Below are 19,717 nucleotides of genomic sequence, written 5' to 3'. Positions count from 1 at the left end.
GAAAATCCGACGCTTATCGCAAATCTTCTTTTAAAAAAGCCCCAGGGAGAAGTTCTTTCACCGTAGTTTCCTGTACATCGCCTTTCATATTGGCTAAAATGACAGGCATATTCGGATCACACAATTCAACAATGACTTGACGGCATGCGCCACATGGCGGAACAGGACGCTCTGTATCCGCAACAACAGCTAACATCGCATACTCATGGTCTCCTTCTGAGTATGCTTTAAATAAAGCTGTACGTTCAGCACAGTTACATAAACCGTATGATGCGTTTTCGATGTTGCAACCTCCATACACTTTCCCATCTTTCGTTAATAGCGCTGCCCCAACTTTAAACTTTGAATACGGAACGTACGCCCGCTCTCTCGCTTGTTTTGCCGCTTCAATTAATAGTTGTTTATTCATTGTTGATCATCCCTCCTTGGGCTGTTTAGTTAAAAAACGTCTTCATTAACCAATCCGCAACGACGCCACCTAAATATACGCCAAATACCCCCATCACTCCTGCCAACACAGGCGGGGCTGGCAACGGCAAACGTAAAAATTTAAACAAAATTCCAACGACAAGCCCAGCAAGTAAGCTTAGTAATACTTCTTTCATAATGTGAATGCCTCCATTAGTATGCTTCGTTTGAAGTTGTTCCTTCCATAATAGCAGGTCCAGAACTTGTACCGATCCGATTTGCTCCAGCGTCAATCATCGCTTTTGCATCCGCTGCGCTGCGCACACCGCCAGATGCTTTCACGCCGACATTTGGACCAACCGTTTTGCGCATTAATGCGACATCTTCTACTGTCGCACCGCCGCTGGCAAATCCCGTTGATGTTTTCACAAAATCAGCGCCTGCGCGAACAGCAATTTCGCATACGCGCACTTTTTCCTCATCTGTTAGCAACGCTGTTTCAATAATAACTTTTGTTAACGCTTTCCCTTTTGCTGCATCGACGACCGCACGAATATCGCGTTCAACAAGCTCATCGTCACCATCCTTTAACGCACCAATATTAATGACCATATCGACCTCTTGCGCACCGTTTTCGATCGCTTGTTTTGTTTCAAAAGCTTTCACTTCTGGCGTTGTCGCTCCTAACGGAAATCCGATGACTGTGCATACTTTTACATTTGTTCCTTGCAAACGTTCAGCAACAAATTTTACCCATGTTGGATTGACGCATACCGATGCAAATTCGTATTTTTTGGCTTCTTCCACTAACTTTTCAATTTGTGCTTTCGTTGTTTCTGGCTTTAATAACGTATGATCAATCATGCTAGCAATGTTCATCATTCGTTCCTCCCTATTTTTAAATAAATATAGCTACAATCATCTTACTAAGTTGAATTTTTGATTGCGTAATCAATATAACAAGAAAATGAACATATGTAAACGTTAACATGAACAAACGTAAAATAAAATTCACGTTTTTGCTCCATCTTTCTTCCTTCTTTGCATAAATAAAGGGGGCTTTTTTCTTTTCCCCATTTGTTGTTCCTTTATTCTTTTTCTAACAAACATCCGGCAGTAAATTGATCTGTGACTAATACGTTAGCATATTTTCCTTTCAACGCACCGTATATGCCCGCAACTTTATGAATACCTCCCGCAATGACAATCGAGTACTCTTTCTTTTTGAGCTCTTCTAACTCAATACCGAGCGTGCGCGCATTTAACTCTTCACTACATAGCTTTCCATTTTGATCAAAAAAGCGCGAACAAATGTCACCAACTGCTTTTGAATAAATCGTTTGCAAATCTTCCTCTGTAAAATAACCGAGTTGGAATAATAGCGACTCCGATTTAATTGGACCAATTGTAAATACAGCAATATTGGCTTGCCGACCAAGATCGAGGATTTTACGAATATGGCGATCTGCTTCCATTGCTTGTTTAACGACGACGTGATCAACGATGGCTGGAAGCGGCAAATGATGTACCGTTGCGTTGAATGCGCTACCAAATAAATGTAAAATGTCAGAAGCGAACGTATTCGTCTCTGACAAACTGACGCCACCCTTTAATTGCACGACTTTCACATCTTTAACATGTTTATGTTTTAGCTGTAATGCAACATGATACAATGTCGTTCCCCATGTGACGCCGATGACATCTCCGTCTTTTACAATCGAACGTAAATATTCAGCCGCCTCTTTCCCTAAATATTTTTTAATAATGCCATCTTGATGTTCAGGAACGGATACAACAATTGCTTTTTTTAAATTGAACTTTTGTTCAAGTTGTGTTGCCAACTGTTGAATATCTTCGGCAGGATCATTAATTTTAATTTCTACAATTCCTTCTTCCTTTGCTTGCTGCAGTAAGCGTGATACTGTTGGCCTCGACACGCCAAGCTTTTTGGCAATGTCGTTTTGATTATAATCAAGCAAATAATACAACTTCGCTGCTTCAACCACTTTTTTTAACTTTTCTTGCTCCATCGCTTCATCACCTTTTATTGTTGAATGAAAAAGGAGCAACCTTCCATATTTGAAGGAATACTCCCTTTTCTTTCATCATACGAAAATCACTGAACATTTGACAAGCAAAAGTTTTAACATAATTTCCATTTGTATAAGTGAAATGTAACTTGTTCATCTGTCTGAAATGAAATATCTTCGTTATCCTTATTCGAAAAAAATCGCGCTGTAAACACTTCCTCACCTTCATTTAAGAAAATTTCAATGGACGATGTATCAATAAATATGTGGAGTGTTTGTAAATTCGATAAAGCGCATTGTCTTCTTTCTTTTTCGCCATTTCGAGCAAAACTTTCTCGTTCTAACGTAGCAACTTTTTGCTCAAAATCATATGAAAATGAAACATGATTTTGTATATCAATAGATAGAACACCTTTACCATCAATATGCTTAAGTAACAACTCAACTGTTTTTCCTTTTACGCCATCAAATTTCTTCTTTTCCTTTTGTAGTGATACGTTTGGATATTGAACTTTCTCGCCCCGAAGCAACTGCAACTGCTCAATCGGACGCTGATATAATTTATCGCCAATTAAAATGAGTTCACGAGGTAACGTTAGTGCATGTACCCATCGATAATGAATTGTTGGATGTTTATCTTCATCTTGATCCGGTACCCCCATCCAAGCAATCATAATACGACGCCCATGCTCATCGATCATCGTTTGAGGTGCGTAAAATTCAAACCCTCGATCCAATTCAGTAAATGTACCGTGTACATATTGTCCTGTTTCATAATTTAACTGTCCAACAAAATATCCTGCTTGATATACGTTTTGGTAATGCATACCTTCTGGTTGTAATCCTTGTGGACAGACGATGAGAACATCTTTTCCACCCAAACGGAATACATCTGGGCACTCCCACATGTACCCAAAGTTCCCGTCCTCTCCTCCTGCTATAGCACCGATATGCTCCCAATGCATGAGATCATCAGAGCGAAATAATACTGCCTTTCCATCTAATTGCTCGCTCTGTGCGCCAATCACCATATACCACTTGTTTTCATGCTTCCACACTTTTGGGTCACGAAAATGAGCCGTGTAACCGTCTGGGAGATGAACAACAACCCCCTTTTTTTCAAAGTGAAGGCCGTCACTTGATATTGCCATACATTGATACGTATGGCGTGTTCCGTCATCGTCTTTTACATTCCCTGTATAAAAAAGTGTAAGTACACCATCATTGTCCACGGCGCTTCCAGAGTAGCAACCGTTTCTGTCAAACCATTCACTTGGGGCTAGCGCGGGTGCTTGTCTTTCCCAATGAATGAGATTACGTGACGTATAATGTCCCCAAAATTTTGCTCCATGTGTCGTTGCAAATGGCATCCACTGATAAAACACATGGTACGTCCCTTTCCAATAAATCAGTCCATTTGGATCATTCATTAATCCGACAGGAGGCATTAAATGATAACGCAAACGATTTGGGTCACTTTCAACAATTGAAGCATATTTTTTTATTTCTTCTTTCGCGAGCTGTATTTGTTTTTTTTCGTTCAATGATTTCATCTCGACCAACCTTCTCGTAAAATCCGTTCGACTTCATCACGCGTCGGTAAAGCTGTCATTGCTCCTTTTGTTGATGCAGCTAACGCTCCCGAAACACTTGCGAATTTGGTCATTTTTTCAACTTCCGCAAGCGACAAGTCGTCGATCGCCCCTTCTCGTTCATGCAAGCAATAAAGCATACCGGAAACAAACGCATCACCCGCTCCTGTCGTATCAACCGCCTCTACTTTAAGCGCTGGCGTAAATACGGATCCTTCTTTCGTAAACGCATAACTACCGTTTTCCCCTAGCGTGACGACGATGAGCGGAATGTTGTAGGAAGCAAGAGCATCTACACCTTTTTGTATATCTTTCTCCCCTGTAATAAACGTCAATTCCTCTTCAGAAATTTTAAGTACATCCGCTTCTGGTAACATTGATATAATCATTTGACGAGCTTGTTGTTCACTTTCCCATAAACCGAGACGCAAATTCGGATCATACGAGACAATCATGCCGTTTTCTTTAGCTAACATAACAGCCCGCTTTGTCGCGCTTCGTGCTGGCTCACTAATGAGTGAGATCGAACCAAAATGAAGAATGCGATGTGTCCGAAATAGCGATTCATCAATTTCTTCTTCGCGTAAAAAGCGATCTGCGCTCGGGTTAATGTAAAAATCAAAGCTTCGTTCCCCATTTCCCGCTAACGTCACAAAAACGACACCTGTACGAACATCATCACTAAATTGGAGCCAAGTCGTATTTACACCATATTCATCAAGCGTTTCTTTTAAAAAGACACCGAGTACATCTCGGCCCACTTTCCCTAGAAACGTCGATGGCACACCGAGCCGCGCGACACCGACCGCGACATTCGCTGGCGCCCCACCAGGACTTTTTTGGTAAGCCTGATTTGTTGCATCGAGCGGAATAAAATCAATTAACGCTTCACCAAGACTAATGACTCCTCGTTTCATCGTTATTCCCTCCTACAAAAAAAGGCGAGCCATTCACTCGCCTTATTCTTCTTTAAATCCTAATATCCACGTTGCCACAAACGCTGTACCAACTGCAATTGCAAAGCCGATTAAATAGTTTATTAAGTTCGCCATCCCCATTGGTGCGACGATCGCAATCATTGGGATGCCCGTTAATCCATATGCATTTGCGACAACGTTTGTAAATACAACATACGCTCCACCAGCCGCCCCACCAATGGCAGCAGCGATAAACGGTTTTCGATATTTTAAGTTCACCCCAAAAATAACGGGCTCGGTAATACCTAAAAAGGCGGAAAATGCAGCTGGCAAAGCGATTTCCTTCGTTTTCGTCCGTTTTGATTTTAAAAATACTGCTAAACCCGCTCCACCTTGAGCAACGTTTGCCATTGACCAAATAGGCAATAAATAGTTTTTACCAATATCCGCAAGCAATCCGGCTTCGATCGCATGGAAACTATGATGAACACCTGTAATGACAATCATCGAATACAAACCACCGAAAATAAGACCCGCAAGCGCTCCACCTGTGTCATATACGAAGTTTAACGTTGTTGTAATTCCTTCTCCGACAATATTTCCAAGCGGACCAATGACTAAGATCGCAGTGAAGCCTGTTAAAATAACCGTAATAAACGGTGTAACAAGTAAGTCGACTGCGTGTGGAACAACTTTACGCAAGCTTTTTTCGATTTTACTCATGACATATGTTGCAAGTAAAATTGGAATAACCGTTCCTTGATATCCAATCATTGCGATATCAAAACCGAGAAAATGCAAGTACTCAGGTTCAGCACTTGCTAATCCCCATGGATTTAACAACGAAGGGTGTGTCATGATTCCACCAATAACTGCTCCTAAAAATGGATTTCCCCCAAATTCTTTGGCTGCACTATAACCAATTAAAATTGGCAAAATGATGAAAGCTGCACTTGAAAACATGTCAAGCAATACGATCCAAGCACTATCTGGGGCCACCCATTTGAAAGCCTTCATCATACCAAGTAATCCCATCAATAAACCGCTAGCTACAATTGCTGGAATAATTGGAACGAAAATATTTGATAATGTTTTTGCAAGTCGAACAAGCGGATTCATTTTTTGCTTGACTGCTTCTTGGTGCACATCAGCACTTACGTTTTGTAAACCTGCTTCTTTGACAAACTGTTCGTATACTTTGTTGACAACACCTGTACCAAAAATAATTTGATACTGACCGGAACTAGAAAAGGCACCTTTTACCCCATCAAGTTGTTCAATTGCTTGTTGGTCCACTTTCTTTTCGTCTTTTAGCACAAGACGAAGACGAGTTGCACAATGAACCGCACTAATGACATTTTCTTTTCCACCAAGCAAGGACAAAAGTTGCTTTGTGATGAGTTCATAATTCATATAAGTTCCTCCTCGTATAAAAATGATAAAAAACAAAAAGACCTAAAATGTACATACGAATGCTTTTTAAACATCGTCGTACATTTTAGGTCTTGCCTGCTTATGCAGTCACAATCCTACGATATTTCATTTTTTATGCGCTTTCATTTTAGCTTATTATTCAAAATTCGTCAATATTCTATAAAATGATTATTTTGTGGTTAAGCGTTGAATATGTAGCGTAATATAAGCTAATTCGGTGACAGGGAATTCAATTCCGTATTCCTTTTTCGCATATTCAGCCATCGCAACAGCACATGCAAACTCTTTTTCGTACTTCGTTTGAATGAGCGCTAACATATCATCATCCATCGAATGAAACAACTCACCGTTTTCAATTCGATTAAGCGCAAAGCGCAAATGTGTTACAAGACGTTGGTAAGATATTCCTTCTTCATCGATATGAACATGTAATTTCTGTTTCATTAAATCGATCATTTCACGAATTAAAGTTGTTTGTTGTAACGTTTTATTCATGCTAGCTGCGTCCATTTTCGCTGTATGAATATGAAGAGCAATATGAGCGACTTCGTCATCAGGGATATCGATACCGAGACGTTCCCGAATAAGTCGCTTTGCCCAAAGACCAATTTGATATTCTTTCTTATATAACACTTTAATTTCATTTAACAGCTTATTTTGAATTTGGTACCCTTGCTGGATTCGTTCAATCGCAAAAGATAAATGATCAGTCAACGCAATATGAATATGGTTATTCAACGGGGCTTGCAATTCTCTTTCGGCATAGCTAATAATTTCTTCAGCGATGTCAATATGCTCTTCTGGAAGGGTACGTAACAACTCTTGGAATTTTTCATTTTCTTCTTCCATCACAAAAATTTTTTCGATTTTCGCACGAGGGATGATGTCATTTTTCTTTTTCTGAAAAGCAATACCTGGACCCATTACAATTTTCTCTTGCCCTTCATCCAATACAACGACAGCGTTATTATTTAAAATTTTATGGATTCGCAACGTCATCTTCGTCCCCTTAACACTCTTCGTTTTATCACATATATATTATTCCAATTTCAATATATATTATTTCAATTTCACTCTCATTAAAACAGTACTTCCTCTTTCTGCTTGTTCTATATGCTCTCGATGACACTCGTTTACCACCCCCCCGTTTGTAATCACTACTGGGGTAAGGGAACTTTTCGCCTTTTGTTGCACAAGCGTCAAGTCAAACGACAAAAGTAAATCCCCAGCCTTCACACGATCCCCTACCTTCACGTACGCTTCAAATCCTTCTCCCTGCATATGAACTGTATCAATGCCAACGTGAATAAGAATTTCTAATCCTTGATCCGAACGTAAACCCACAGCATGTTTTGTTGGGAACACTTGCACTACTTCTCCATGGATCGGTGAAACAACAATGCCATCTGTCGGCTCAATCGCCAAACCATCGCCCATCATTTTTTGTGCAAACACAGGATCTGGAACATTTTCAAGCGATCGTACATTTCCTGTTAATGGAGAAACAATGACCTCTTCACGCTTACGAAACAAGCGAAACATTTGAAATATCTCCTTCCTTAAGAATTATTTGGATAAAAAATAAAAGACCTAAAACGCAAGAAAGAAACCTTCCTTCGTCCGTTTTAGGTCTTGCCTGCAACGCAGTCACAATCCCACAATATACGACTTTCTCACTTGTAGATTAAGGTAAGCTCTTTCATTTGTCAATATGCTACAATGATCGTAAAACAACATAAGAAACGGAGTGGATGTAATGAACCCTTTTGCCACTCATTTTGACAGCTTAGAGGGGTTTGCAGATCGTGTAAGTGAACTACTACAATGTCCAATTACGATTGAAGATGCAAACCATCGCTTAATTGCTTATAGCGGACATGAGCATTACACCGATCCTGCCCGTACAGCAACCATTATCCATCGTCGCGTGCCGGAACGCGTCATTAATAGCTTATGGCGCGAAGGGGTGATCCCAAAACTTTTACAAAGCGAGGAGCCTGTTCGTGTCGCGGAAATTTCAGAAGTCGGGCTCGGCAATCGTATCGCCATTTCGATTTGGAAAAATAAAGAGGTTCTCGGGTTTATTTGGGCGATTGAGATGAACGAGCCTTGGACAGAGCAACAGTTTGAGTTGCTTAAGCAAGCGGCGAAATCTGCCAAAAACTTATTGCTACAACTGCAAATTCGTAAACATAAAAAAGAAGAGCGCATTCAAGAATTTTTTTGGAAGCTATTGACGGGACATTTTTCATCTCCTCACGACATCGTTGAACAATGCCATCAATTAAATGTACATGTGTATCCGTTTTTTTCTGTTGGCATTTTTCAATTTCAACAGCACATTCAAACGCAAGTCGAGCGGCAAATTGATTATTTATTAAAAACGACACAACAACTCGCTGTTCCGCTTTATACGATCGATCATCAGCGGTTAATTGTGCTCGTTGCGCCAAGTTCAAACGTCTACGGCGAAGCGCATATCGAACGGTTTTTTCGCTCGTTTATGACGCAAATGAAAGAGCGATTTCGCGTTGACATTATGATGGGCGCGTTTGGCAATGTATATGAATGTTATACAAAAATCGCAAAAAGTTACGAAGAAGCACAAACGGTATTAAAAATGAAGCGAGCATTCCCTCATCAGCTTGCAAATATTCAAAGTTATCAACACCTTGGCATGTATCAATTTTTTGATTTACTTTTTGAGAGAAAACGACATGGGGATTTTCACAATGCTTCGCTTGAAAAGTTAAAACAATACGATGCCCAACATCATACAAATTTAGTCGAGACGATCGAAACATATCTCGACTATGACAGCAACGTCAATGAAACGGCAAAAGCGCTGAACATTCATCCCAATACACTTGCTTATCGTCTCAAACGAATAAGTGAAATTGGAAACATTGATTTAAGCAATATGAGCGAAAAAATAAAGCTATATATCGATATGAAATTAGACAAATATCGAACAACATAGCTTTTGTGGAAATCCACAAAAGCTCGTTTTTTCTTTCTCTTTTCTAAACAAACAACAAATAATAAAAACCATTTATACTGTAGATAATACAAAAAGACAACATGAAAGGGGAAACAGCTTGTGATTATTGGTGTTCCAAAGGAAATTAAAAATAACGAAAATCGTGTTGCCATTACACCTGCTGGCGTTATGTCATTTGTCAGCAATGGACATACTGTATTAATTGAAAAAGATGCAGGAATTGGAAGCGGTTTTACGAATGAAGCATATGTGAATGCAGGGGCACAAATCGTAGAACGTGCCGCAGATGTATGGGCACAAGCCGATATGGTCATGAAAGTAAAAGAGCCGCTACCAAGCGAATACGGATACTTCCGTCCAGGCTTAGTCTTGTTCACATACTTACACCTCGCTGCTGAACCAGAGTTAGCGCGTGCACTAAAAGAAAAAGGCGTCATTGCCATCGCTTATGAAACGGTACAAGTTGGTCGCACATTACCGCTTTTAACACCGATGAGCGAAGTCGCAGGACGCATGGCAGCACAAATCGGTGCTCAATTCCTTGAAAAAACAAAAGGTGGAAAAGGTATTCTTCTTTCAGGCGTTCCAGGTGTTAGCCGTGGCAAAGTAACAATTATCGGTGGCGGTGTCGTTGGAACAAACGCCGCAAAAGTCGCGATTGGCTTAGGTGCAAACGTCACAATTATTGATTTAAGTGCAGAACGTTTACGTGAGCTTGATGACATTTTCGGAAGCCAAATTAATACGCTCATGTCTAATCCAATGAACATCGCTCAAGCAGTCGCTGAATCGGACCTCGTCATCGGTGCTGTATTAATTCCAGGCGCAAAAGCACCAAAACTTGTGACAGAAGAAATGGTAAAAGCGATGCAACCAGGCTCTGTCATCGTTGACGTAGCAATCGACCAAGGTGGCATTGTGGAAACGAGCGACCACGTCACAACACACGACAACCCGACATACGTGAAACACGGCGTCGTTCATTATGCCGTAGCGAACATGCCAGGAGCGGTTCCGCGCACATCGACACTTGCGCTCACAAACGTCACGATGCCATACGCACTACAAATCGCAAATAAAGGCGTACACAAAGCCATCGCAGACAACCCTGCCTTGCGCCTTGGTGTAAACGTAGCAAATGGCGAAATCACATACGAAGCAGTTGCACGCGACCTCGGTTACGATTACGTTCCGGTTGAAGTGGCATTAGAAAAACAATTGTTAGCATAAAGACAAAAGGTGTCCTCGCATACAGGACACCTTTTTTGCACGACAATTATAATACTTTCGATAAAAATGACTTCGTCCGCTCATGTTGCGGTGCATCAAAAATTTGTTGCGGCGTTCCTTCTTCTACGATGATTCCACCGTCCATAAAGAGCACACGATCCCCGACTTCACGAGCAAATCCCATCTCATGCGTCACAACGACCATCGTCATTCCCTCTTTGGCTAGTTGCTTCATCACCGCAAGCACTTCACCGACCATTTCTGGATCGAGCGCAGACGTTGGTTCATCAAATAACATCACTTTTGGCTCCATCGCAAGCGCACGAGCAATCGCTACCCGCTGTGCCTGTCCGCCTGATAATGAATCCGGATATACGTTCGCCTTATCTTGCAAACCTACTTTCGCAAGCAATTGCATCGCTTTTTCTGTCGCTTTTTCTTTCGACCATTTGCGCACTTTCATCGGAGCAAGCGTAATATTATCAAGTACCGTCATATGCGGAAATAAATTAAATCGTTGAAACACCATGCCCACTTCTTCGCGCACTTTATTTAAATCTGTTTTCGGATCTTTTAAATGAAATCCGTCAACGATGATATCGCCTTCATCAAAATCTTCAAGCATGTTTAAACAGCGTAAAAATGTTGATTTACCTGAACCGGAAGGGCCGATGACAACGACCACTTCTTTTTCGTGAATGTGTACGTCAATTCCTTTTAGCACTTGTAGTGATCCGTACGATTTTTTTAAATTGGTAACCCGAATCATGCATCATACCTTCTTTCTAACCGATGTAGCAACTTGCTTAATGAAAGGGTAAGCACTAAATAAATGAGCGCAACGGTTAAATACGGCTCCCAGACGCGATAATATTGACCTTGCATCGCGCGCCCCCAATACATCAGTTCAGGTGCCGCAATAATTGCTGCAAGCGACGAATCTTTAATTAACACGATAAATTCATTGCCAAGCGGCGGGATCATTCGTTTGATCGCTTGCGGCAAAATGATGTAACGCATCGCTTGTACATGTGTCATACCGAGCGAGCGAGCTGCTTCCATTTGACCACGATCGATCGATTGAATGCCGGCCCGAAAAATTTCTGCGATATACGCAGCGGCATTTAAAGATAAGGAAATCGCTCCTGATACGAGAGGATTCGGTTGAGAGGTAAAAATAGGCATCACACCGAAATGAATAAGTAAAATTTGTACAAATAATGGCGTGCCACGGAAAAAATGAACGTACCAATCAAACGGAAGACGAATGAAGCGGTTTTGAACCATTTTTCCAAGCCCAATCACTAACCCGAGCACCGTACCAAAGACGATACCGACTAATGATAGGCCGATCGTCCACAATACCCCTTTAAGAAAGAACGGCGCATATTCAACTACAATATCAAAACGAAAATCCATATGTCTCACCTTTCCCTTTGAAAAAGTTGCGTAACCGGGGACAGTTACGCAACTTTTACGTCCATGTTATTGCTGTTGTTGTAATGATTCAATATTCGGCTCTGTGCCAAACCACTTTTTATAAATTTCTGTATACGTGCCATTTTCAATGACTTTTTTCAATGCTTCATCTACTTTTTGTTTTAACTCGCTACCTTTCGGGAACATAAAGCCGTAAAACTCCGATTCAAAATGTTCTGGATCTTCAAATGCCACGATTTTTGCATCTGGATTATTTTTTATATATTCGTTTGCGACAGCATTGTCCGTCACAACAGCTTCGACACCGCCGTTTAATAAGTCCATAATTGCGACGACTGTATCCTCGAACTTTTTAATATTTTTATTCTCTTTTCCTAAAATTTTTTCAACCGCTTCTTGTCCTGTTGTCCCGTTTTGCACACCGACAACTTTTCCTTGTAAATCTTTTGCGCTTTTAATCGAACTTCCTTCTTTGACAAGAATCATATGTGTCGATTCAAAGTAAGGAATCGAGAAATCATACGTTTGTTTTCGATCATCGTTGATCGTAATACCGGAAACGGCCATATCCGCTGTTTTTCCTTGAATGGCTGCAAATAACGGATCCCAACCGATGCCTTTTAATTCATATTCTATTCCAGCCTCGTCCATTACCGCTTTTAATAAATCAATATCAAAACCGACAATTTCTCCTTTATCCATGTACTCAAACGGTGCAAATGATGGATTTGTCACAACGGTAATTTTCTTTTTCTGTTCCTTTGATGTCGTCTTTTCTGTCGAACTACCGCATCCGACAAGCGCAAAAATAAGCATACATACAAATGCTACAATTATACTTCTTTTTATCATAGTTACTCCCCCTTGCTATTTGCTGTAAAACAATGAGTATCTTTGTATAAACATGCTATGTTCTTCATGTTTCACATGTTATCAGCTTTTTCGGTTTTATGCAACAAATTTTATAAAAATAATTTTTGTAAAAATCTTTATTTTAGAAAATGTTTTAGATCAGCATTTCACAAATTTGTCATCATTTCATCCTTCCATCTTTGTAAAGAAGTAGTATTCTTTATGTAGGGGATATTTTTAATTATTCTTTAAAGATTGGGAGGAGATATAATGACGCTACTTGCTGTAAATGAAGCGTTAATGGACGCTTGGAGAACGTTTAAAGGTGATAAATGGAAAAGAGAAATTGACGTTCGTGATTTTATTTTAAATAACGTAACCGTTTACACAGGCGATGAATCATTTTTACAAGGTCCGACAGAAGCGACAAAAAAACTTTGGGAGCAAGTGATGGAGCTTTCAAAGCTCGAACGAAAAAAAGGCGGCGTTCTCAATATGGATACGGAAATCGTATCGACCATTACATCGCACGGACCTGGCTATTTAAATAAAGAACTTGAAAAAGTTGTCGGTTTTCAAACAGATGAGCCGTTTAAACGAGCACTTATGCCATTTGGTGGTATTCGCATGGCTGAACAAGCATGCGAAGCTTATGGATATCAAGTTAGCGACGAAGTAAAGAAAATTTTTACTCAATATCGTAAAACACATAACCAAGGCGTATTTGACGCATATACAGACGAAATGAAAGCCGCACGCAAAGCCGGAATCATTACAGGGCTTCCTGACGCCTATGGACGCGGTCGCATTATCGGTGACTATCGTCGCGTGGCACTATATGGTGTAGATCGCCTCATTGAAGAGAAGAAAAAAGATTTACGCAACACAGGTGCGCGAACAATGAGCGAAGACATCATTCGTCTCCGTGAAGAGTTAGCCGAACAAATTCGCGCTCTTCAAGAACTAAAAGAAATGGCGGCAAGCTACGGCTACGATATTTCCAAACCAGCTCGCAACGCACATGAAGCGTTTCAATGGTTATATTTCGCTTATCTTGCTGCGATTAAAGAACAAAACGGTGCGGCAATGAGCTTAGGTCGCGTCTCCACGTTTTTAGATATTTATATTGAACGCGACTTACAAGAAGGCACATTAACTGAACGCGAAGCGCAAGAGCTTGTTGACCATTTCGTCATGAAATTGCGCCTCGTGAAATTCGCAAGAACACCAGAATATAATGAGTTATTTAGCGGTGACCCAACGTGGGTAACAGAGTCGATCGGCGGTGTCGCTATTGATGGCCGTCCACTTGTGACGAAAAACTCATTCCGTTTCCTGCATACGCTTGACAACTTAGGTCCAGCGCCAGAACCAAACTTAACGGTTCTTTGGTCGACAAAATTACCAGAAGCGTTTAAAAAATATTGTGCAAAAATGTCGATTCAAACAAGCTCCATTCAATATGAAAATGACGATTTAATGCGTCCTGAGTTTGGTGACGACTACGGCATCGCATGCTGCGTATCCGCCATGCGCATCGGTAAACAAATGCAGTTTTTCGGCGCGCGCGCAAACCTTGCGAAAGCATTATTATATGCGATTAATGGCGGCGTAGATGAAAAATTAAAAGTGCAAATCGGTCCAGAATTTGCTCCAATCACATCTGAATACTTAGATTACGATGAAGTGATGCGCAAATTTGACAACGTCATGGAATGGCTTGCTGAATTGTATATTAATACATTAAATGTCATCCATTACATGCACGATAAATATTGTTATGAGCGCATTGAAATGGCGCTCCACGACACACATGTCATGCGTACAATGGCAACGGGAATCGCCGGCCTTTCTGTTGTCGCCGACTCATTAAGCGCAATGAAATATGCAAAAGTAAAAACGATTCGCGACGAAAATGGCTTAGCGGTCGACTTTGAAATTGAAGGCGACTTCCCGAAATATGGAAACAACGATGATCGCGTCGATTCAATTGCAGTCGATATTGTTGAGCGCTTTATGAAAAAATTGCGCAAACATAAAACGTATCGCGATTCGAAGCATACAACATCGATTTTAACGATCACATCAAACGTCGTATACGGTAAAAAGACAGGAAATACGCCTGATGGTCGTCGCGCTGGCGAACCGTTCGCACCTGGCGCTAACCCGTTGCACGGTCGCGACACAAAAGGAGCGCTTGCGTCATTAAGCTCTGTTGCCAAATTACCGTATGAATATGCATTAGACGGCATTTCAAATACGTTCTCAATCGTGCCAAAAGCGCTCGGTAAAGATGACGCGACACGCATTCAAAACCTTGTCGCCATTTTAGATGGTTATGCACAAAAACGCGGTCATCATTTAAACATCAACGTCTTTAACCGCGAAACATTACTTGACGCGATGGAACATCCTGAAAAATATCCGCAACTGACCATTCGCGTATCAGGTTATGCAGTCAACTTTATTAAATTAACACGTGAACAACAAATTGACGTCATTAATCGGACGTTCCATGAAACAATGTAATGGAAGCTCCCACACATCGTGGGAGCTTTCTACCTAGGAGGAAAACATCGTGAACGGATTTATTCATTCGATTGAATCGTGCGGAACAGTTGATGGTCCTGGCATTCGTTATGTCATTTTCACCCAAGGCTGTTTATTGCGTTGTCAATATTGCCACAACGCAGATACGTGGGAAATTGGCAAAGGAAAGCAAATGTCCGTCGATGAAATCATCGCTGATGCCCAAACATACTTTCCGTTTATGCAAGCATCCGGTGGTGGAATAACGGTCAGCGGTGGCGAACCGCTTTTACAAATCGATTTTCTCATTGAATTATTTAAACGATGTAAAGAGCTTGGCATTCATACAACGATTGATTCTTCAGGCGGCTGTTATACCGAGGAAGAAACGTTCCAACGAAAGCTAGATGAGTTGCTGAAGTATACGGATTTAATTTTGCTAGATTTAAAACATATCGATGAAAAAAAACATCGGAAACTGACTGGAAAAACAAATGAACATATTTTAGCTTTTGCTCGTCTTTTATCTGAACGAAACGTACCCGTCTGGATTCGCCATGTGCTCGTTCCAACCATCACAGACAATGAAAACGATTTGCAACGCTTAGCTGCATTCATTCGTACGTTGCGCAACGTCGAAAAAATTGAGGTGCTTCCTTATCATCAACTCGGCGTGTACAAATGGAAAGCGCTCGGACTGACATATCCGCTTGAAGGCATCCCGACACCATCAGAAGAAAGTGTTGAAAAAGCAAAACAAATATTAGGCGCAAAATAAGCTGGTCGTCATTGACCAGCTTTTTGCATAAACCGTTTTTTTAACTCGCCCCACGTCAATTGTTTTGTCCGTTGAACGAGCCAGTCTGGAGATAAAGATGCTAAATGATTCCCGATACCAACGGAAAACATATTTGTTTGCTTAATCGCCTTCATTCCTGCCTCTCCGTCCTCAATGGCAACACAAAAGCGCGGATCGACATAAAGATGTTTAGCGGCCGTTAAAAAGATTTCTGGATCGGGCTTCATGCGCGTAATTGTTTTTACGTCGACAATGACGTCGAAAAATGAACGCACACCAAGCCGCTCAACAACTACACTTGCATTTGAACTTGACGATGCGAGCGCCATCGGGACACCGTCGCGCTGAATGTCGCGAAGGAGATCTATCATTCCCGGCAACACATCACTTGGCGACAATTGCTCGATCAACACACGATAATATTGACCGCGCCGGTCGCCAAGAGCGCGCTTTTCTTCTTCCGACCATTCACGCGCCTTTTCTCCAAGAAGCGCCTCAACCATCGCCTGTCTGCTCATACCTTGTAGCTTTTGATTGAGCTGTCGATCAAAGGGCACTCCGATTTCATCGGCGACGCGTTTTGTCGCAATATAATATAACTCGACTGTATCAGCAATGACGCCATCTAAATCAAAAATAACTGCTTCAATCATTGCGTCCTCCCATTTGACTTTCTACCATTTTTCTTAACCGCGGACTAAGCGAAAGCTTCATCCAATGCTCATATATTTCCTTCTTTTCCGCCAGCGACAAATAGTAGCGCCCGTTCCCCTCTTGTTTTGCTCGCTTCGTGACATCGTAAAGAGAGATCGCTGCAGCAACGGAAATATTAAAGCTTTGCACAAAGCCGTTCATCGGAATGATAAACTTCCCGTCCGCCAAAGCAAGCGCCTCTTCGGATACTCCGCGATGCTCATTCCCGAACAAAAGCACCGTTGGCTTCGATACGTTGATTTGTTCAAGCGGAATCGTTCCTTCTCCTAAATAGCTTGCATATACTTGATATCCGTTTTGTTGGAGGTGGCGAATGGCCTGTTCAATCGATGAATGTTTATGCACGGTTAACCATTTGTCCGCATGTCGCGTCACCCATTTATTCGGTTCAAACGGAGCCGCTCCGGTGACGACATGAACGTCTTGAATACCGAACGCTTCCGCTGAACGCAACACGGCTGCTTGATTGTGTGGGTCGTCTACCGCTTCCGTCAAAATGGTAATATACCTCGTCCGTTCGCTTAACACATCGTACATCCGCTTTAAGCGACTTGGCAAAATCATTTCCCAAAGCAAGCGATTGTCGTCAGTTAACAATCCTTCTTCTATACGTTGTGCTAACCATTGTTGTTCTTCCTCTTTTGCCATTCGCATGCGTCAACCCTCCTACACTTTAATGACATGTGCGGTTTTCCCATTTGTCAACTTTAATAAGTCTTGAACAGAAAGTTTCATTTGCATGCCGATTTTCCCTGCGCTCACAATGATTTGCTCGTGCAAAAGCGCCGATTCGTCGACATATGTGGCATATAGTTTTTTCATCCCAATTGGCGAGCAACCGCCACGCACATACCCTGTCATTTTTTCAATGTCCGCCACAGGCAACATATGCACGCTTTTTTCACCGACAACATTCGCCGCTTTCTTCAAATCCAACTCCGCTGCGACAGGGATGACGAACACATAAAGTTGTCCGCTCGTCCCTTTTGTCACAAGCGTTTTATATACAATCTCTTCACGTTGTCCAATTTTTTTCGCAACCGATCTCCCATCAATTTGCCCATCGTCATAGTCATAAGTGAGCAATTCATATGGCACACGTGCGCGATCGAGCATGCGCACAGCATTCGTCTTCGTTTGTTTCACCATCCGTCCCTCGCTTTCCCCTATTAGTGTACCATAAACAAAAAGAAGGGACACATCTCTAAACCACTTCCATTAGTAGATATATTCGTTGCTAACCAGCAAGTGCTTCAGTAGCTCTGTCGGGACAACAAACTCTAGCACACCCATATATCCCGGAGCGATTGTATACTCATCAAATACGATGACAAGTTTGCGGTCTTTGTTGATATAAAACGATTGATTTGGATCTATATTTGTAAATTGATCAATCCAGTATACTTTATTTTCATCCTCCTTCATATCTACCATCATCTTCTTTTTAATATATCTGCTAATGACATTCACATATTCATCATTTTTGAATAAACTAGGAAGAGTAATTAAAATCTCTCTTCTTTTATCAACGGTATCGAAACGCATCTTAGTAGACGCGGAAGCAGCTACTTCAGTTACATATCTAGCAATAGATAAAATTCCATCATCATCTGTTTTTATCTCATATCCCATATCAAGAGACCGATTGACTTGTGTACTGCTCCTTCTTATTTCATCGATTTCTTTCATAAACTGATCATATAATTGTTTATTCTCCAATATGTACTTCTCATTCAAAAAATTTGACAACTTTTCGTTTTCCAGTCCTTCGATATGTGGTGTACTCATATGCACAGCGTATTTTTCATTATCACTTTCGAAATGGATAGAATAGAAAGTCACTACCTTAATAATATCTCTTAATATGGGCAGCTCTCTAACCATCGCTTTTGCCATAGAAGGCGATGCGTTGACAGCTCCCACAAATGAAAAAACAATTGCTGCTGCTGATAAAAAAAACATTTTAGCAACCTTTTTTCTTGAGCGCTTTTTGTGATGAAGCAAAACAGCTTTATTTACAGTTTCATTCAATAGTGGAGGAATCGAAATGCGCTCATACTCATTTTTCCAATCATTTATCCGTTTCATATGATTCGCTCACCTTTCCTTTCATTTTTCTTAGAGCCGCATACAGTTTTGTTTTTACAGTACTTTTGTTCATGTCGAGAATTTCAGAAATATCTTCAATTCTCATATCTTCAAAAAATCGTAGCTTGATAATTGTTTGTTCGATAGGTGATAACATAGATATCGCTTCCGTGACGCACAGAGAAGTGGAATAGTCTACCAAATACCATTTTTCTACTTTACAATCAGAAACGTACATTTTCTTTCTTTTTTTTAAGTAATCGAGTGATGTATGAACGACAATTTTATAAAACCACGTCTTTAGAGATCCGATATCTTTCAATGTCTTTGAATAGCGAAGAGCTTTCACTATTGAATCGTGTACAACGTCAAGCGCATCTTGCTCGTTTTGTACGTAGCTGTACGCAAGTCTATAACACCGCTCTTGATTTTGCATAATAAAATCAATGATATGTTGCTCATTCCTTTCACCCGTCATAGTACTATAGCTTCCTCCAATCTTTTTACTCGATGATGCGCATCATCTTCTATAATTAAGGACAATCTACATATGCAAAAAGTTTTATCTATAAAATTTTTAAAAATAAAAAAAGAGGTTTCTTACAGGTACCTCCCTCTAGAAATGTTGATATATCAAGGTTCCTTGGCATCTTAGGGGTGCCAAAAAAATTTTTTTCGACAAA

At 40.9% G+C, this 19,717-nt stretch carries 21 protein-coding genes; 4 read left to right on the top strand and 17 right to left on the bottom strand.

The window, feature by feature from the left end; all coding sequences use genetic code 11:
• Positions 1–13: 13 nt before the first annotated feature.
• The 9 genes from ABEV15_RS06090 to ABEV15_RS06050 all read right to left on the bottom strand — a co-directional run bounded on the left by ABEV15_RS06090 (position 14) and on the right by ABEV15_RS06050 (position 7,923).
• Positions 14–409, bottom strand: coding sequence for a cytidine deaminase (locus ABEV15_RS06090; protein WP_171700433.1), 396 nt, complete (start codon positions 407–409; stop codon positions 14–16).
• 25 nt (positions 410–434) lie between these two features.
• Entirely contained in the window at positions 435–605 is a 171-nt protein-coding gene (locus tag ABEV15_RS06085) for a XapX domain-containing protein (protein WP_192948564.1), read from the bottom strand.
• 16 nt (positions 606–621) lie between these two features.
• Entirely contained in the window at positions 622–1,290 is a 669-nt protein-coding gene (deoC, locus tag ABEV15_RS06080; protein ID WP_498852669.1) for a deoxyribose-phosphate aldolase, read from the bottom strand.
• 206 nt (positions 1,291–1,496) lie between these two features.
• On the bottom strand, positions 1,497–2,438 hold the full coding sequence (gene deoR / locus ABEV15_RS06075; RefSeq protein ID WP_429630041.1) for a DNA-binding transcriptional repressor DeoR: 942 nt from the start codon (positions 2,436–2,438) through the stop codon (positions 1,497–1,499).
• Positions 2,439–2,551: 113 nt separating this feature from the next.
• Positions 2,552–3,991: a glycoside hydrolase family 32 protein gene (locus ABEV15_RS06070; protein WP_498852668.1), complete on the bottom strand. Its 1,440-nt coding sequence runs from the start codon at positions 3,989–3,991 to the stop codon at positions 2,552–2,554.
• Positions 3,988–4,947, bottom strand: a complete 960-nt coding sequence (locus tag ABEV15_RS06065) for a carbohydrate kinase family protein (protein WP_498852667.1) — start codon at positions 4,945–4,947, stop codon at positions 3,988–3,990. The genes ABEV15_RS06070 and ABEV15_RS06065 overlap by 4 nt, the downstream gene beginning before the upstream one ends.
• Positions 4,948–4,989: 42 nt before the next feature.
• Positions 4,990–6,360, bottom strand: a complete 1,371-nt coding sequence (locus ABEV15_RS06060; protein ID WP_498852666.1) for a sucrose-specific PTS transporter subunit IIBC — start codon at positions 6,358–6,360, stop codon at positions 4,990–4,992.
• Positions 6,361–6,549: 189 nt separating this feature from the next.
• Positions 6,550–7,380 (bottom strand): PRD domain-containing protein, encoded by an 831-nt coding sequence (locus ABEV15_RS06055; RefSeq protein ID WP_498852665.1) that lies wholly within the window; start codon positions 7,378–7,380, stop codon positions 6,550–6,552.
• A gap of 60 nt (positions 7,381–7,440) precedes the next feature.
• Positions 7,441–7,923, bottom strand: coding sequence for a PTS sugar transporter subunit IIA (locus ABEV15_RS06050; protein ID WP_498852664.1), 483 nt, complete (start codon positions 7,921–7,923; stop codon positions 7,441–7,443).
• 214 nt (positions 7,924–8,137) lie between these two features.
• Between ABEV15_RS06050 and ABEV15_RS06045 the strand changes: the two genes are divergently transcribed.
• A complete protein-coding gene (locus tag ABEV15_RS06045) occupies positions 8,138–9,361 on the top strand; it encodes a PucR family transcriptional regulator (RefSeq protein WP_498852663.1) in 1,224 nt (407 codons plus the stop codon).
• A gap of 120 nt (positions 9,362–9,481) precedes the next feature.
• Entirely contained in the window at positions 9,482–10,612 is a 1,131-nt protein-coding gene (gene ald, locus ABEV15_RS06040) for an alanine dehydrogenase (protein ID WP_498852662.1), read from the top strand.
• Between the two features lie 46 nt (positions 10,613–10,658).
• Here the strand turns inward: ald and ABEV15_RS06035 are convergent, their stop codons facing one another.
• The 3 genes from ABEV15_RS06035 to ABEV15_RS06025 form a co-directional block, all read right to left on the bottom strand.
• Entirely contained in the window at positions 10,659–11,381 is a 723-nt protein-coding gene (locus tag ABEV15_RS06035; protein ID WP_498852661.1) for an amino acid ABC transporter ATP-binding protein, read from the bottom strand.
• On the bottom strand, positions 11,378–12,031 hold the full coding sequence (locus ABEV15_RS06030) for an amino acid ABC transporter permease (protein ID WP_498852660.1): 654 nt from the start codon (positions 12,029–12,031) through the stop codon (positions 11,378–11,380). The genes ABEV15_RS06035 and ABEV15_RS06030 overlap by 4 nt, the downstream gene beginning before the upstream one ends.
• Positions 12,032–12,097: 66 nt before the next feature.
• Positions 12,098–12,904: a basic amino acid ABC transporter substrate-binding protein gene (locus ABEV15_RS06025; protein WP_498852659.1), complete on the bottom strand. Its 807-nt coding sequence runs from the start codon at positions 12,902–12,904 to the stop codon at positions 12,098–12,100.
• 300 nt (positions 12,905–13,204) lie between these two features.
• On the opposite strand from ABEV15_RS06025, the gene pflB reads away from it, so the two are divergent.
• Together pflB and pflA are read left to right on the top strand one after the other, a co-directional pair.
• Positions 13,205–15,433, top strand: coding sequence for a formate C-acetyltransferase (gene pflB, locus ABEV15_RS06020; RefSeq protein ID WP_498852683.1), 2,229 nt, complete (start codon positions 13,205–13,207; stop codon positions 15,431–15,433).
• Positions 15,434–15,482: 49 nt separating this feature from the next.
• Positions 15,483–16,211 carry a pyruvate formate-lyase-activating protein gene (gene pflA, locus ABEV15_RS06015; protein ID WP_498852658.1) on the top strand — a complete coding sequence of 243 codons (729 nt, stop codon included), beginning with the start codon at positions 15,483–15,485 and terminating at the stop codon, positions 16,209–16,211.
• A gap of 8 nt (positions 16,212–16,219) precedes the next feature.
• On the opposite strand, the gene pgmB is transcribed toward pflA, so the two are convergent.
• From pgmB to ABEV15_RS05990, 5 genes are all read right to left on the bottom strand, one after another.
• A complete protein-coding gene (gene pgmB / locus ABEV15_RS06010; RefSeq protein ID WP_498852657.1) occupies positions 16,220–16,885 on the bottom strand; it encodes a beta-phosphoglucomutase in 666 nt (221 codons plus the stop codon).
• Positions 16,878–17,594, bottom strand: coding sequence for a TrmH family RNA methyltransferase (locus tag ABEV15_RS06005; RefSeq protein ID WP_498852682.1), 717 nt, complete (start codon positions 17,592–17,594; stop codon positions 16,878–16,880). The genes pgmB and ABEV15_RS06005 overlap by 8 nt, the downstream gene beginning before the upstream one ends.
• 18 nt (positions 17,595–17,612) lie before the next feature.
• On the bottom strand, positions 17,613–18,095 hold the full coding sequence (gene ybaK, locus ABEV15_RS06000) for a Cys-tRNA(Pro) deacylase (RefSeq protein ID WP_064221075.1): 483 nt from the start codon (positions 18,093–18,095) through the stop codon (positions 17,613–17,615).
• 69 nt (positions 18,096–18,164) lie between these two features.
• The gene (rsiV, locus tag ABEV15_RS05995; protein WP_004893175.1) at positions 18,165–19,034 is read right to left on the bottom strand and encodes an anti-sigma-V factor RsiV; all 870 of its coding nucleotides are present in this window, start codon (positions 19,032–19,034) and stop codon (positions 18,165–18,167) included.
• Positions 19,018–19,512, bottom strand: coding sequence for an RNA polymerase sigma factor (locus ABEV15_RS05990; RefSeq protein WP_004893176.1), 495 nt, complete (start codon positions 19,510–19,512; stop codon positions 19,018–19,020). Before ABEV15_RS05990 ends, rsiV begins: the two co-directional genes overlap by 17 nt.
• Positions 19,513–19,717 lie beyond the last annotated feature (205 nt).

The sequence above is a fragment of the Bhargavaea massiliensis genome (genome assembly GCF_050480245.1).
Classification (GTDB): Bacteria; Bacillota; Bacilli; order Bacillales; family Anoxybacillaceae; genus Anoxybacillus.
This window is presented reverse-complemented; position numbering and strand designations above follow the sequence as displayed.